This is a genomic window from Pontibacter diazotrophicus, from assembly GCF_003367245.1.
Classification (GTDB): Bacteria; Bacteroidota; Bacteroidia; order Cytophagales; family Hymenobacteraceae; genus Pontibacter; species Pontibacter diazotrophicus.
In genome coordinates this window covers 15735-30956 of record NZ_QRGR01000044.1, presented here as the reverse complement: position 1 = coordinate 30956, position 15222 = coordinate 15735, and the positions used below count along the sequence as shown (strand labels likewise).

Annotated in this window: 14 protein-coding genes and 2 pseudogenes; 10 read left to right on the top strand and 6 right to left on the bottom strand. The window is 49.2% G+C overall.

Annotated elements, in window-relative coordinates; all coding sequences use genetic code 11:
* A partial coding sequence (locus tag DXT99_RS25120) for a sensor histidine kinase (RefSeq protein ID WP_115568355.1) occupies positions 1 to 986 on the top strand: 986 nt, incomplete at its 5' end.
* Between the two features lie 14 nt (positions 987 to 1000).
* On the opposite strand, the gene DXT99_RS27235 is transcribed toward DXT99_RS25120, so the two are convergent.
* Both DXT99_RS27235 and DXT99_RS25110 read right to left on the bottom strand, forming a co-directional pair.
* The gene (locus DXT99_RS27235) at positions 1001 to 1174 is read right to left on the bottom strand and encodes a hypothetical protein (protein WP_181885259.1); all 174 of its coding nucleotides are present in this window, start codon (positions 1172 to 1174) and stop codon (positions 1001 to 1003) included.
* A gap of 335 nt (positions 1175 to 1509) precedes the next feature.
* On the bottom strand, positions 1510 to 1869 hold the full coding sequence (locus tag DXT99_RS25110) for a DUF1801 domain-containing protein (RefSeq protein ID WP_181885258.1): 360 nt from the start codon (positions 1867 to 1869) through the stop codon (positions 1510 to 1512).
* Positions 1870 to 3201: 1332 nt separating this feature from the next.
* On the opposite strand from DXT99_RS25110, the gene DXT99_RS25095 reads away from it, so the two are divergent.
* From DXT99_RS25095 to DXT99_RS25085, 4 genes are all read left to right on the top strand, one after another.
* Positions 3202 to 3564 carry a four-helix bundle copper-binding protein gene (locus tag DXT99_RS25095; protein WP_115568350.1) on the top strand — a complete coding sequence of 121 codons (363 nt, stop codon included), beginning with the start codon at positions 3202 to 3204 and terminating at the stop codon, positions 3562 to 3564.
* Positions 3565 to 3780: 216 nt separating this feature from the next.
* Positions 3781 to 4089 carry a hypothetical protein gene (locus DXT99_RS26910; protein WP_147294307.1) on the top strand — a complete coding sequence of 103 codons (309 nt, stop codon included), beginning with the start codon at positions 3781 to 3783 and terminating at the stop codon, positions 4087 to 4089.
* Entirely contained in the window at positions 4079 to 4201 is a 123-nt protein-coding gene (locus tag DXT99_RS27815) for a hypothetical protein (RefSeq protein WP_262511385.1), read from the top strand. Before DXT99_RS26910 ends, DXT99_RS27815 begins: the two co-directional genes overlap by 11 nt.
* Before the next feature lie 198 nt (positions 4202 to 4399).
* Complete coding sequence (locus DXT99_RS25085) at positions 4400 to 5698, top strand: DUF2254 domain-containing protein (protein ID WP_115568348.1); 1299 nt, start codon at positions 4400 to 4402, stop codon at positions 5696 to 5698.
* A 1554-nt stretch (positions 5699 to 7252) separates the two neighbouring features.
* Here DXT99_RS25085 and DXT99_RS25075 read toward each other — a convergent pair.
* From DXT99_RS25075 to DXT99_RS25060, 4 genes and pseudogenes are all read right to left on the bottom strand, one after another.
* The gene (locus DXT99_RS25075; RefSeq protein WP_115568346.1) at positions 7253 to 7963 is read right to left on the bottom strand and encodes a methyltransferase domain-containing protein; all 711 of its coding nucleotides are present in this window, start codon (positions 7961 to 7963) and stop codon (positions 7253 to 7255) included.
* Positions 7953 to 9065: a type III polyketide synthase gene (locus DXT99_RS25070; RefSeq protein ID WP_115568345.1), complete on the bottom strand. Its 1113-nt coding sequence runs from the start codon at positions 9063 to 9065 to the stop codon at positions 7953 to 7955. Before DXT99_RS25070 ends, DXT99_RS25075 begins: the two co-directional genes overlap by 11 nt.
* A 198-nt stretch (positions 9066 to 9263) precedes the next feature.
* Positions 9264 to 10391: pseudogene (locus tag DXT99_RS25065) on the bottom strand (NAD(P)/FAD-dependent oxidoreductase); the annotation flags it as partial.
* Between the two features lie 16 nt (positions 10392 to 10407).
* Complete coding sequence (locus tag DXT99_RS25060) at positions 10408 to 11397, bottom strand: SDR family oxidoreductase (RefSeq protein ID WP_115568343.1); 990 nt, start codon at positions 11395 to 11397, stop codon at positions 10408 to 10410.
* Positions 11398 to 11593: 196 nt separating this feature from the next.
* Between DXT99_RS25060 and DXT99_RS25055 the strand changes: the two genes are divergently transcribed.
* The 5 genes and pseudogenes from DXT99_RS25055 (at position 11594) to DXT99_RS25030 (ending at position 15131) form a co-directional block, all read left to right on the top strand.
* Positions 11594 to 12106: a DUF1440 domain-containing protein gene (locus DXT99_RS25055; RefSeq protein ID WP_115568342.1), complete on the top strand. Its 513-nt coding sequence runs from the start codon at positions 11594 to 11596 to the stop codon at positions 12104 to 12106.
* A 17-nt stretch (positions 12107 to 12123) separates the two neighbouring features.
* A complete protein-coding gene (locus DXT99_RS25050; RefSeq protein ID WP_115568341.1) occupies positions 12124 to 12624 on the top strand; it encodes a DUF1440 domain-containing protein in 501 nt (166 codons plus the stop codon).
* Between the two features lie 115 nt (positions 12625 to 12739).
* Positions 12740 to 13407 (top strand): annotated as a pseudogene (locus DXT99_RS25045) (peptide-methionine (S)-S-oxide reductase).
* Between the two features lie 107 nt (positions 13408 to 13514).
* Positions 13515 to 13979: a RidA family protein gene (locus DXT99_RS25035; protein ID WP_115568338.1), complete on the top strand. Its 465-nt coding sequence runs from the start codon at positions 13515 to 13517 to the stop codon at positions 13977 to 13979.
* A gap of 30 nt (positions 13980 to 14009) precedes the next feature.
* Entirely contained in the window at positions 14010 to 15131 is a 1122-nt protein-coding gene (locus tag DXT99_RS25030; protein WP_115568337.1) for a trans-sulfuration enzyme family protein, read from the top strand.
* The last annotated feature ends 91 nt before the right edge of the window (positions 15132 to 15222 follow it).

Here is a 15222-nt window from a genome sequence, read left to right as displayed (position 1 = left end):
AAACAGCGCGCATAGGCAGCTGGGAGTATGACATTGACACCGGAGCACTCCACTGGTCAAAGGGCATGTACCGCCTCTTTGGTATACCGGAAGGCAGCCCGGTAAAGCCGGAGCTCTACCTGGACTATGTGATAGAAGAAGATCGCCCTGTGGCGGAAAGAATAGTGCATCACTTCCGGGAAAGTCAAGAGCCTTTGGAGGAAACCATACGCATCAGACCCAACAGTCAGGTAGTCACCATGAGGGTAAAGGCTGTCCTGCTGCGGGACAAGCAGGGAAGGGGCAAGAAGACGCTGGGTGTTAACCTGGACATATCCGAAATAAAGCAACTGGAGCAAGAAAACCTGGAACTTCGGCTGGATCAGCAGAAGGGCCTGTTGTTGGCCATACTGGAGGCCCAGGAAGAGGAAAGAAGGAGAATATCGGAGTCCCTGCACAACGGAATCGGCCAGCTTCTGTACGCCACCAAGCTAAACCTGGACCAGGTAGCGCGGCAAGTGCCGGAATCAGCCGTCAAACGTACTGAAGAACTGCTGACAGAGGCTATCAATGAGACCAGCAGAGTTTCACACGAACTTGTCCCGATCGTACTGAAGGAATTTGGTTTGGAGGAAGCCCTTCATGATCTGTGCAGGAGGTATGACCAGAGCTCCTTTCATATACGCTGCCAGGTAGAAGGGTTGGAGGGGAGACTGGAATCTTACCTGGAGCTAGCCCTTTACCGCATCAGCCAGGAACTGGTCAACAACATCGTGAAACATGCACAGGCTACGGAGGCGAGCCTGCAGTTCTCCCGGAAACGGAAGCAGGTCGTGTTACAGGTCCGCGACAATGGGAGAGGCTTTAGATACAAGAAAAGCGAAACAACCGGGCTGGGGATAAGGACAATCGAAGACCGTGTAAAGCTCTTGAATGGTAGCCTTGCCATCACCTCCCCTAAAGCTGGTGGATCCTCCATAACCATTAAAGTCCCTGTAGAAGGATAGAAGCTTTCTTACAATTAAGAATAAGGCCCTTTGGTCACGCTCTTATTGACGGAGACACCGGTGGCAACACGCCAGGGAGAGACTCTGGACTTATTGCCATGGCTACCATTGAAGAACCATGTTCGATACGAGAATTCCCGCAAGCCAGTGGGGCTCATCTTTCTGGCATGGGGATCATTCCTATCCATGGGTTCTCCAGTAGATGATGTTTCGCTGTTATATGAAGTATCTCTGGACGAGACGGTTTCTCATTGTTGCATTTCCATATTGTACTTTGTTGCAGCTACCCTACAGCCAGCTTGTAAGCATCCGGCAAACCAGGGCAAACGCAAAACAAGCCTCCGGTAGCAAACAAGCAGCAAACCATCACAGTACTGATAAGGGACAGCTAAAAGAAGCAGGGTTGATCCCACTATACCCCCAAATTCTGAGACAGCACTTCAACGGAGCCAGCAAATCCCAATGGAGTACAGGCCAAGTCAACTGACTCAACAAACCTTTCTCAAACGCCCAATGGGTGTGTTTAAGCGCGGTTCAGGAGCACCGCCTGGCGGACCAGGTCACCGAAGTATTTCTCATCGATATCCTGCAGCGAGCGCACCTTTATGTGTAGGTACAGACTGTTGCGGCTCATAAGCCGGCGCTTCGGGTCAGAGAGCTCCCTGCCGCGGAAAAAGCCGAAGTGGATCCCGCCACGCGAGGGGGCGAAGTAACAGACAGGGCCATGGAAAAAATAGCAGGCGCAGTCCCACCGGACAGTTTCCTGCAGATGCGCGACAGAGGCGGCAACAATTCGCCTTACTTCCTTTGCCAGCTCCTGCTTTTCAGGTGCGAGCGAAGCGATATATTGGTCTACTGGGTTTGTTGGAGTTCTGCGTCTCATAGGGGGCATGCCCTGGAAGGCACGTATTATAATATATATTTATTAAGATAATAAAATATATACTTCAAACCAGCCTCCTTTGTTCAGGTATTCCTATATTTTTCTTTTAAAATATAGAACTTAATTAACCATTAACAGGCAGCCGGCCGCGTTCAGGCTGTAAAACAACAGCCTCCCTTTAAAGAGGCGGCAAAATAAGTTAGGACTGCTTCAGCTCTCTTGTATGCCCCCTCACACAGCCGTCTCACCATCACCACGTGTTCCAGTACAATCGCAACGTCCTGCAATACGGCGCAACAACAGATGAGCAATATGAAGCAACAGCCTGCTAAACCGGCGTTGCAAGCGCTGTATTTGAGCGGAATCATCATTGAGAGCACATGAAGGCTCTATTCCAGATGTCTTGAAAGCAGTTTCGGGAGTCTTAAGGCTAATCATGTTGTCCTGGAGCAACACCACAGCAACACTGCCCGTTGCACCGTGTTGCTGTCTAATCATAGCCTGTCTCAAGTCCCTCCCCGGATTTTGTACTTGTAAAATGGCCGTTTAGCGGGACAGAGAGCTGTGGGTTACGAAGAGCTGGCAAACAGGCTATAGCAATGCTGTACTTGGCTGCAACAAGACGTTGCTAGAACCGGCAAAACAGAAGGTAAAGTAACCTGAGGCATTCGTGTCCAAAATAACAGCTGTAAAAGCAGGCAAAAGCACCTTTGCCGACAAAATAGCCTTTAAACAGGGGTCGCATGCTGGCTGTTTTCAGCCAATAGGGCTGCTCAAAGCGGTGTTGCGCTTCCATGTTGCGCCTTGTTGCGGTTAGCATGCAGGCCGACGAAATAGGTGTTGACTCGACCAAACAAGCTAACCTCCACCTTCAGCTCAAAAATTCCACCTTTTCCGGGACTAGAACTTACCGCAAGAGGCCGCTTAATTTTGTGTACATGATGAACAAAGGTGGTCCCCTTAGGTTAACTGCTCGTTTAAAATGCTATGAACTCACACACACTACTGCTAAAGCTACTCTGCCGCCCATGGATAGTGCTAGACGTTGTTTGGCTTGTTGGACAATGGCTTGTTTCCTCTATAGGGTTCATAGGCAGACATGGCAGCAGGGAGAAGAGAAAAAATTAGTGCACACGCTGCCTTTGCCTCCGAATCCCCTCGTTTTTCGGGGCAATCACAGTACGAGCATAGTCCGGCACCCTTGCGGCAGCAAAATAAATAAAAGCCGAGAAGGCATAAGGATAGCCTCTCAACCAAGCTGGAGTGAGCACGTTATCTTTAGATAAGCCTCTTGGCCCTAAGCAAATTATTAACTGTAAAACCACATAAGCTATGAACCACAACCATGAACACAACAACAGCCCCCACAAAGACCTGCTGCAGATTTTAGCGCAGTGCGCCGATGAATGCGACCACTGCTTTGACATGTGCCTGGAAGATGACAGAACTGACGCGCTGGTGCGTGCGCTGAGAGCGTGCCGGGACTGCGCTAAAATCTGCCGCGTGACAGCAAGCTTTGTGGCATCCGGCTCGGACTTCGCTCAGCGCATGACCGAACTTTGCGCAGAGGTCTGCAGGAAGTGCGCCGATATCTGCGAGAACCACACAGAGGAAGAGCAGGAGACCATGCACTGCGCCAGGATATGCCGCGAGTGCGAGGAGGCCTGCAGAAAGTACCAGGGCACAAATGCGTAATGCCTCCGTGTACAGAGGGACGCTGCACCACGAAGCGCAGCGCGTCGCTGCTTTTCTCTTCCCGTCCCTCCGGTTCCGGTGTCTGGCTGAAGTTGCGCTTCCCGTTATATATGTCTAGTCCCATAGGTCAGAAAGTCAACCTTTTGAATAAATAAGCAGCAGGAAGGCGTTCTTAAGCAGGCTCTTTTCCAACGCCTTTCTGCGGTTTCTTTAGAGGTGTCCTCTAATTCCCTTTACTTTTTCATCTTGCTTACGAACCGCCTGATACCTTCGCCCTTCATGCCCATGAGGGCGAAGGTATCAGGCGGCAACGGTCAGAGAGGTGACATTGATGCCGAAGGTGAGCAGGTGCTCCGTCCACTTGTCCCCCTGATCGAAACCGAAGATGAGCTTGAGCCCGAACCGGGCCGGGTAAACAGAGATATGCGCCGTGGCGGCAAGCCCCACCAGTTCCCTCCGCCCAGCGTCGTCTCCGGCGCCCAGCCCCGCGGCGACGCCGATAACGGAGGCCAGTATGAAGCCTGACAGCGGCGTGCCGAAATGGTGCCAGCCAACGGGAGGCTCCGTGAACAGTGCCACACAGACTCCTGCCAGCAAGATCATGGCGGTGGTAACCAGCAAAGCCAGCAGCCCCTGACTGGCCACCGTTGACGGTTCTCTGTGATGCTGGCACTGCTAAAAGATAAACCCGGAGCCTGATTGCTGCGTTTTCCTGTTACCTAACCACCAGCCGGAAACATGAACAGCTACATGTGCCAGTAAATACTGTTTTCCCTGCCTCTTTTCTGGCAACCCTACAACTAAGGCGCCCTGTTCGTTTTTACACTTATATGCTATGGATACTGCAAAGGTAAAGTACGATGTCAAAAAAGCATACATGCAGATCACCACCAGCATTGCTTTTTACCCTATGGTGATAGCTTTCTGTCTGCTGGCGCTCTCGTGGGTTACCAGTTACCTGGATAGAATTTCTGTTGGGGGCTCCCTGGTAGACGAGGTATCCTTCCTTCGGGTAGACAATGCGGATACAGCCCGCAGTCTTCTCTCGGCGCTGCTGACGGGGCTCATCACCCTTGTGACCTTTACCTTCGCCATGGTGATGATTGTGCTCTCCCAGGTTACAGCCACCTTCTCCCCCAGGCTGCTGCCGGATCTGGTCAGCAGGAGAGGGAGCCAGGTCGTGCTAGGCACCATCATCGGCTCCATATGTTTTATTATTGTCGTGCTCAGCAATGTCGGGACAATGCCTTCAGGGCCGGAGGTGCCTCCTCTGTCAGTTGTCCTGAGCGTGTTCCTAGGCTTTGCCAGCCTTATCTGCTTTATCTATTTCATTCATAAGATCTCGAATGAAATCCAGATAGGGAACATCATCAACAACATCTACCGCAACACAAGGGACGTGCTGGACAGGGAGCTCAGCAGTGGGAGTTACCAGGAAAAGTTCGAAGAGGAGGAGGAATTCCATGTTGTGAAGGCATGGGACTCGGGGTACTTTGATAAAGTCACAACAGAAGATATCATGAAGGGTTCTAAAAAACTGGGCCTGAAGATACGGTTTCTGAAAGACCAGGGAATGTACCTGCTGAAGGGGGATCCTTTTCTTAAAATCAACAGGCCCCTGGATGATAGGACACAGGAACTACTGGAGGAGAATGTGATACTCCGGCACCAGGAAAATGTGGTGGAGAACTTTATCTACGGCTTTAAGCACTTAACAGAAATAGCCGTAAAGGCCCTGAGCCCGGGCGTGAATGACCCAGGTACGGCTATACAGGCGATAGACTGCCTCATGGACCTGCTCTGCAGGCTGCAGCAACTGGGCGGGCAGCTTAAGGTGGTAAAGCATGAGGATGGCACGCCATGCCTTATTTACGGGCCTATCCCTTTCGAGAAGATATTCTATATGTGCTCAGCCAGCATCCGCGCCTACTCCACAAAGGATGTAACCGTGCAGACACGCCTGGTTGAGCTAATCAGTAAAATAAGCGAACGCGATGAGCAGGATAAGCACAGGTCCCTTCTGGAAAAGGAGCTGAACTCCATTGAGGAGGCCTCAGGCAAGGACATAACAGCGCAGGAAGACCTGGAGTACCTCCAGGCCCTGCTACAAAGAGCCAGAAAAGAGCACATGTAGCAGAGGACTGCCAACTGCAAAGGCACTCGGCTGATAACTACTGTTATGTTCAGTAGGGCACTATACTATTTAAGATGCAATCTGAGAGCCATCATTCTATGCCTATTCAAGATGCTGTGAAGCTCGGTAGAAAGGCACCTCCTACATCACGTGCGAGAGGCCTGGAAGTGAAAACCGTACCACTCTTATTCCATTACTATTCTGAAAGAGCTTTTGAAGAGGAGCTTCCACATTTAAGAATTAAACAGCTTGAAACCTGATGTTACAAACCATGTCAAGTTCGCAATTTACTTCTTATATAATGTCATTGCCTGAGCAGATAAGCTATACAAAAGGGGAAGGGTAACTGAATAATGAATGTTACAGTACATAGGCTGAATACCTTGTGTTATGGGGTTAGTAAGAGCATTTTCGCATTACCGATACTTTCCAGACTATAAAAACTTACAGGCTTCGTCTCCCTCTTTGTCCCCAGTTGATCATGAGGGGGGCATATTTAACAAGACTTAATTTAGTAAACCTGCATAGATTATCTTAAGAGCCTTCCATCTTGGGAGGCTTTTTCGTGCCTAAGCCTCGGTGATACTAATAAAAGGCACTTAATCACCATCGGGTGTTAAGCTGCTCATGAAGTGACTCCTCTTTCTTTCCCCTTTTGTTACACTGAAAAGCGGCCCCCGCTGCTTCCGTTCGGGCATTCCCGCCCCTGAAAACAATGGCCTGAAAAGGTATACTTTTCCCTTGCCCAAGCTGCAGCTCTCTTGCTGCTGCGTGTTGCTTTTATACTGATGGTGAACCGTTGGATGCTATAGCACTTAGCGAGCATCAGACAGGCAGCCAAAAGAAAAGGGTAGCCACCGACTACCCTATCATGCAGACAAACAATCTAAACTAACATGTGGCATTGGCTAAGAGCCAGTAACCGGGCATGAAGGTAGCAGCAGTAACTTCATATTTAGCGAATTAGTGCAACTATATTTTTATAAATGCTATCATTTACTTGCTATAGTACAACTACTGTATGAAGTAGCGGTAAAGAAGATGGGGCTTCTTCAGAACTCCGGTGAAAAGGTACGGGCCATCAGACGAGTTGAAGCTCCCTGGCTCTCTTGAGGTACATGTTGATGGTGGCGGTCCTGAACATCTTTCCCCTGATAGTTTTCAGGTTGATGCTGTTGAGATGGCTGGCGATTGGGTTACATTCCTCAATCTAGGTGAAACCACCTGCAACTGCTACATATATGGTACAAGCGAAAAGTATGAAAGAAGGAAGGCAGGTTAACTTCTCCGACCGAAGGAGTGAATTATCGAACCTTATCAACAGTGACTTAATCGAAATAAGTGAATATTTGACGTTAGGTTAGGGGGCGCTAAAAAGTTTCAAGCCTTTGTTTTACATAAGAAGTGTTATCCAACCAGTTGCAATTTTAAATTGAACAGAAATGGTTGTCTGCCTGTACAAATCTCACTTCGCTCATTCTGGGAATCCCAAATAAATATTTGACTTCTGAACCTCACTCTAAAGCCGGAGTACAGAGGTGAGACTTATTAAGATTAGCTTTTCTCTAGCAGCAGCTGCCACCTGAAAGCCCACTTCCAGTGGAGGCTGTACTTTGCTATGCCGGCCTTTTGCACTAAACTGTTTAGCTCCCTTCTCTTGAAGGCCCGCCACACAGAGAGCGGACCATCGTGCTTTACAAGGTAAGACTTTGAGAAAAGCGCCGTAAGCAATTTGATGGAATGGTAGGCAAACCAGTGCCGGTGCAGGTCGTTGATGATGACAACCATCTGTGCCTGCTGGTATAACTGGCTAAACATTTTTACCAGCTGCGGGTCCGTAAAATGGTGGCAAAATAGGCTGCATACCAGCACATCGTATTTGTGTTGGGCAAAGCTATCTGAGAAAACATCGTGCTGCTCTACTTCTACAAAAGGGAAATGGCTACAGCGTTCCTGGGCTACCTGCACAATGTAATTGTTGGCATCTACTCCCGTAAGTTTTACGGCTATGTTTCTATTCTTAGCCCATTTGGCTATATTCAGCAGGGTATCGCCGCCGCCACAGCCAATGTCAGTAATGTGCAGGGGCTGCGGCAATTTGTCTTTGTGCTTTGCCACCAGCTTATCTAACGCATCAAGTACAACTTTATGGCCGCCCAGGTAATTGTTGATCACTTCAAGCTCCTTCAGCGTCTGATACATTTCCTGCCCCCCGAGCTGGAGGTCGTCCATTATCTCTGGCTCATTAGATCGTTTATCCAGCATGATGTACTTTTAATAACATAGATTCAAGCGTAAGACCGGGGCCGAAGGCAAAGCTAAGTACCGGCTCGTCCTGGTCTGCTGGCGACAGACTTTCCATGAGCGCCTTTAAAACAAAGAGTACCGTAGCTGATGACATGTTCCCAAAGTCGCGGAGTACCTGGTAGGCAAAACGGTTGTCCTCGCGGCTCATGCCCAGTTCCTGCTCAATTACCTCCAGAATGCGCCTACCGCCCGGGTGTATGGCAAATAGTTTTATTTCGGACAGGTTGGTTTTATGTCCTTTGAGCAACTGGTTTGTTAGCTGCTCGATTCCTTCTTTGATAAGACCAGGCACATAGGAGGAGAGGGTCATTTCGAATCCTGTTACGCCGATGTGCCAGGCCATTTCTTCTTTTCCATCGGAAGCCAGGTGGCAATGGAAAGACTGCAGCTCCAGGTTAACATTCCCGCCTGGCTGTGCCTGTATCAGAGCCGCCGCCGCACCATCGCCAAAAAGGGCATTGGATACCAGGTGGTCCTGCTCCGTGTATTTCTGAAAGTGGATGGTGCAAATCTCAGTACATACCATCAGTACCTTTGCTGCCGGATCAGCTTTACAAATAGCATCGGCCACTTTGATGGCATTGAAGGCCGCATAACAGCCCATAAAGTTGATGGCCGTACGTTGTGTGGAGGGCGAAAGCCCTAGGCGCTCCACCAGTTCAATGCCGAGGCCCGGAGCATACATTCCGGTGCAACTGACGGTTATCAAGTGCGTGATACTTTCCAAGGAAGTTTGCGGCACCCTGGAAAGGCAGTTACGTATTGCTTTTTCTGACAAAGAGCCTGCGTGCTCACGGTAGACCTCCATGCGTTGCTGCACCGTTGGGAATGGCTCAAGTTTAGTGGTATTTGGGAAGAAGGTGAACTCCCCGTTTTGGCGCGTGTAATCTTCTACTACCGTATAGCGCTGGCCAATACCGGATAAGCGGTAAAGGGCTTTCAATCTTCGGGTGTCGTCTTCATTAAACTCCAGGGCCGACGCCATAAAATCCGCAATCTGCATCTGCGGTATACTGTGCGGTGGGTTCGCTGTGCCTATGGCGCTGATGTATGTATTCATGTAAATAAAATTGCATTAAAATTTATGCGCCTTTGCAGCTGCGACCTCTACTGGTATAGTATATGTGCTATACTAAAGGTTGTTAATTGTTTATTTAACAGGTGTTGGCTAGAAATTGTTATAGTTGTTGTGTTCGCCTGAATTTAACTGTATGTACGCAGGAGATTGAAGATAAGATAAGCAGGCGTAGGAGAGGCATTAAAATGGCTCCCCGTGGGTCTGCCGCATCACACTTCGTGTTGCAAACGGGAAATATTTTAAGGTGCTGACAGCTATCTCTGATAAAACGGTGCTCCCAAAGAGCCGCTGAACAGTTCGCCCTACAGTCATACGGTTGGCGAACCTCTTTTTCCAGGCGAGGCTATAGTTCACTTCCATCTCCTGCCGATTACGGCCATTACTGAAAAAGGCCAGCAAATGGTCGGTTGCGATTTTACCGGAGTGTATGGCCATCGCCATTCCGTTGCCACAAAGTGGCGTGATCATGCCGGCCGCATCTCCGCACATCAGCATATGGTTTTCAACTGCGGTTTTCGTGGCGAAGGTTATCTCGTTGATTACTTCAGGCTGCTCATACAAAAACTCCGCCTCTTCAAAAATCTGGCGCAGGTGCGGGTTTCTGTAGAGAATAGCCTGTTCCATGGCCGGAATGTTCCTGTGCTTTTTGAGGTTTTCACGGGTGGTCAGGTAACAAAGGCAGTAGCGGTCATCTTCTATAGCTGAAGTACCGGCATAACCGTCGGCAAAATTGAGTAATGCGATAAGGTCCTTTGGAAAGTCGTGCCTGATGTGGTATTTAACGCCAATGTAGGGGGAGCGCTGTCTGAAAAACTGCCGGTTTAACTGGCGGTCTAGATTCGTGCGCTTCCCGTATGCTCCCAAAACAACGGCTGTGTGCAGGCTTTCCCCACCAGATAACGCAACATCAAACGCATCGCCACCGAAGGTAACATCCTGCACCTGTCGCTCCAGAATAAACTGTACTCCCTGTTGCTGTGCAAGCTGGTATAGGTAATGATCAAAAGTATAGCGACTGACACCAAACCCACCTAAATCTAACTTTGCCTCCAATGTATTGCCCTTCGGCGAAGAGAGTAAAAAGCGGCTGATGTTAGCAGGTTTAAGGGAGCTTATGTCAACACCCAGGCTTTGCAAGTAAGGCAGAACCTCATTGGAAACATACTCTCCGCAAACTTTATGAAAGGGGTAGGCCTTTTTCTCCACAAGTGTTACCTGCAGCCCAGCCTTAGCCAGACCCAGTGCGCTTACAAGACCTGCCAGGCCGCCTCCTACAATTACAACATCCTTCAAAACTCTTTGTTTGTCTTTAGATAAAGCACCTTTATTTCTTTTTGAGCAGCCACCCGATACCTACGATAAGTCCTGTAATCAAGGCTGCCTTTCCTGCGCTTTTTCTGATGGTTCTTCGCTCACCTTCTTTCTCCAGCTTTAACCAGCCACCCTTTACGGCAGCCAGACGGGGATTAGGTTTAAACAGGTTGCCTTTAGTTTCAGGAGCATACTCTTCTGTTAGCTCAAACTCCTCTATCACCTTTCGCATGGCCTTGTCAAACAGCTTCGGAGAGAGTGTTCTGCCAAGTCGCATTTGCAGATTTAGCTTTCCAACAAATACTTCTCTTTTTGGTTTTTTTGTTAGTTTAATGATGGCTTCGACAACCTCCTGTGGAGGCGTTGCAGAAGTGGGTGGGTTTATAGCCCTGCCAGTATAGTTAGCTGCCAAGTCATAAACGGGAGTGTCAACGATAGAAGGGTGAACGGTGCAGACATGGATGTGTTCGTGACCTTCCAGCTCCTGACCCAGCGATAAACTCAGGCTCCGGATTGCCCCTTTACTGACACTATATGGCACAGAATATGGCTGGCCAACAATACCAGAGACAGAGCCCATGTTGATGAGTGTGCCGTAATCTTGTTTATAGAACTGGCGTACTGCTGCCCGTGCACCATAAATGAATCCGAAAAGGTTTGTTTCCAATATCCTCCGGAAGTCTTCTGTAGGTATTTGCGTGAACTCACCGAAAATTAATACTGCCGCGTCATTAAGCCACACGTCTATTTTGCCAAAAGCATTCACCGCTTCTGCTGCCAGACTCTCTACTTCCTCCTCCTTTGTCACATCTGTCTGCACCACATGTGCTTTCCCTCCGTAGGTCTCGCACTTTGATGCCACCTCTTCAAGTACATTCCTGCTGCGCGCGGCCAGCACAACATTTCCCCCGCGCCTGGCCCACTCAAGGGCTGTAGCTCTACCAATGCCGCTGGTGGCGCCGGTGACAACCATTACCTGGCCTCTTTTATCTTTTTTTTTCATGGCTTATTCTCTGTGGTTGCTGTTGTTCACTGTTTCTAATGCTAAGAACGGCCCTGCAGGCGTAAGGTTAAAGCAGAGGTTGTACTCTTTCGGCAAAGCCGCCACCATAGGAAATATTTAAACCGCGACCTGTTGGGGCCGTAGTATAAGTTGTTTAACAACAAGTAAACAGATATTCATTTTTCAATATTTCTACATGTCAAGAGGGTCAAAAAATATAGCAGCAGAATTAGTTAAAGGTGCCATTGCCGGAGCGGTTTCCGTTTGGGTGATGGATAGGATAACATGGTATATGTACAAGAACGAAGATCCGAAAGCTTATTTGCAGGAGAAAAAGGCGCAGGTGCACGGAAAGTACGTGGCGGACGTGGCTGTAGACAAAGTGCTCGAGGCGACAGGGGAGGAGCTGACGGACAAGCAGCGGTGGATGGCCGGAAGGGGCGTGCACTACTTCCTCGGGATGGCGCCAGGTATGCTCTATGGCGTGCTCAGGCACAAGGTAAAAGGGTTAGATACTGGGATGGGAGCATTGTACGGATTCGGCTTGTTTGTGGTAATGGATGAGATACTGGCTCCTGCACTGGGTCTGTCCTCCGGGCCTATGGCTTACCCATGGCAGGCACACGTCAGAGGGTTGGCCGGCCACCTGGCAGTAGGCATGGTAACTGACGGCGTGTTGAGGGGTTTGGATGAGGCGCTGCCAGCATAGGGGGAGCGTTAAGAAGTATGGGAATCATCATGGACCGCTTAATGAAAGGGGCCATAGCTGGAGCTGTTGGGGTGTGGCTGATGGACCGGTTCACCTGGTACTGGTACAGCCACGCAGATACTGCTACGTTGGTGCAGGAGAGAGCCGCACAAAAGGGAGGCCGGTATGCCCCGAACGCAGCAGGAAAGCACTTAACCGATGCATGGAACATCAACTTGCCTCAGAAGCAGCAGTACATTGTTGGCAGGAGTATCCATTATTGTATGGGAATTGCGCCAGGAGTCCTCTACGCCCTCTGGAGGCATCGCCTGAAAAAGTATGGCTTCTGGAGGGGCCCGCTTTATGGGGTTGGGTTATTCATTAGTTTTGATGAAATCATCGTGCCTGCGATGGGGTATGCCTCGGGGCCTTTCGCTTATCCATGGCAGGCACACGCGAGAGGCTTTGTCGCACATCTTATACTAGGTACTGCTACTGACAGAGTTATCTATTTACTAAATAAAGTTACTTCTGATTAGATGCATTTTGTAGAGGAAAAGAAGGGAACCTGAGCAACGTTGGTTTAAGCAAAAGCTAATTGTGTGCTGTAGCACTAGTATATGAGCAAATGAAGCGGGAAGAGGCGGCAACAATATGACCATGACAGACACCGGAAGCACAAAAGATAACTATATAAATTCACCCGCCGTTAAAGAATTTGAGACGGCGACATTCGCGATGGGGTGCTTTTGGAAGCCGGATGCACTCTTTGGTTCTTTAGAAGGTGTTATCCGGACAAGAGTGGGCTATGCGGGTGGCAGTACCAGTAACCCCACCTACTGGCACCTGGCTGACCATATCGAAACAGTACAGCTAGATTATAATCCTCGCAACCTAAGCTATCAGGAGCTGCTATCTTTTTTCTTCCGGCACCACAACCCACTTCAGGAATTCTGGAAGAGGCAGTATATGTCTGCTGTTTTTATCATGATGGAGAACAGGAACAGTTGCTGCATCAGGCAAAAACAGATCTTGCTAGCCAGTCAGGCAGGGGAATATATACGGCTGCGTACCCCTACAAGGAGTTTTACCTGGCTGAAAACCGGCATCAGAAATACAAACTGCAACGGCAACCGGAGCTCATGGAGCAGTTTAGTGATAGGTATCCTGGATTTTCAGACTTTGTGCATTCAACGGCTGCAGCTCGTGTAAACTGTTTTTTGTATGGCTATGGTAATAAGGAAGAGCTGAAGGCAAAAGTGGGGGAAATGGGTTTGTCGTCTATCGGTCAGGAGAAACTGCTCTCCCTAGGTACCCCATAAATACAACCTATGTAGCTTATCCCGCTGCTCTTTGTTCAATGCAGTTCTGCATTTTCTACAACTATTGTTTACTTTGGGTACTTTATAATTACCTTAATTAGATCATCATGACCAATCCGGAAGAACGTTTAAAAAAAATGGGAATAGAACTCCCTGCACCTGTTAAACCCGTTGCCAACTATGTAACGCATGTTCAGGCAGGGAACCTGTTATATCTGTCAGGGCACGCCTATTGCGGAGCCCCGACTGCCGTTGACATCGGAAAACTGGGAAAAGACCTGACGGTGGAGCAAGGCTACCAGGCTGCCCGTAATGCGGGAGTCTGTGTGCTGGCCACTATCAAGTATGCACTCGGTGAGCTTAGTCGGGTAAAGAGGATCGTGAGAGTGCTGGGGATGGTGAACGCCACGGAGGGTTTTGCGGATCACCCGAAAGTGATCAACGGTTTTTCTGACCTGATGGTGGAGGTGTTCGGGGAAAAAGGGAAGCATGTGCGAACGGCGGTTGGCATGGGTTCTCTGCCCGGTGGTATAGCCGTTGAAATAGAGGTGACCTTAGAAGTAGAAGAGTAGACTGCAAAAGCCTGTCAAACATATAATCTCATGTTTAGTAGAGAAACAGCCTGTGTTCATAGCCAGCAGCAAGACCAGGGAGTGAACACCCCCATCTATACATCTACCGCCAACAGGTACATTGGCTATGATGAAATTCTGTATCCCAGAAATTATAACACGGGAAACCAGAAATTAATAGTAGACAAGCTCTGCAGGCTAGAGGAGGGGGAGGCCGGCTTGCTCTTCAGCTCAGGAACAGCAGCCATCTCCACTGTTCTGTTTTCTTTTCTCAAAGCCGGAGACCATGCCCTTTTTTCAAAGGAGATTTACGGGGGCACCGCGAAGCTGATTTTGGAGGAGTTTCCTAAATACAACATCGCGTTTGATTTCATCTCCAATGCCGATATGGGGGAGGTCGCGTCCAGGATCAGAGAAAACACCAAAGTTATTTACACAGAGACTCCCTCCAACCCCTTGCTTTCTGTGGTTGACCTGGAGGCCGTTGGCAGGGTAGCTAAAAAGCATAACCTGATATCCATAGTAGACAATACCTTTGCCACACCAATTATACAGAACCCTATCTCACTAGGGATCGATATTGTTGTTCACAGCGGGACCAAGTACTTGGGAGGGCACCATGACCTGTGCTTTGGTGCATTGGTTACCTCTCAGAAGCTAAATGATATTATCTATCAGAGTGCTCTGAATTTTGGAGGGAGTTTGAATGGCCTGGACTGCTACCTGATTGAGCGGAGCCTGAAAACACTCGCCCTTCGGGTGGAGAAGCAAAGCGACAATGCCATGAAAATGGCCAGGGCTTTACAGGAGAATCCGGCAATAGAGAAGGTGTATTATCCTGGGTTGGAGACTCACCCGAACCATGCTGTGGCTGCCAGTCAAATGAACGGTAGCTTCGGGGGGATGCTATCTTTTGAGTTGAAAAATGCAGGGCAGACGGAAACGTTTTTAAGCAGGCTGCAGCTGATCATCCCGGCTCTGAGTTTGGGCGGAGTGGAAACCACCATCTGCCAGCCCTCTACCTCCTCCCACGCAAGCTTAACGGAAGAAGAGCGCTTGGAGCAGGGGATAACCGGTAGCCTGTTGCGGCTTTCGGTGGGAATAGAGGATGTTACGGATTTGATCAGAGACACTGAGCAGGCTATCAGTTAGCCAGATACGCTTAATATTTCGCAGAAATTGTATGGAGGAGGTAATACATTAGCTGCAGTGTAAAGGAGGAATGAACACCTTATTTGAAGAA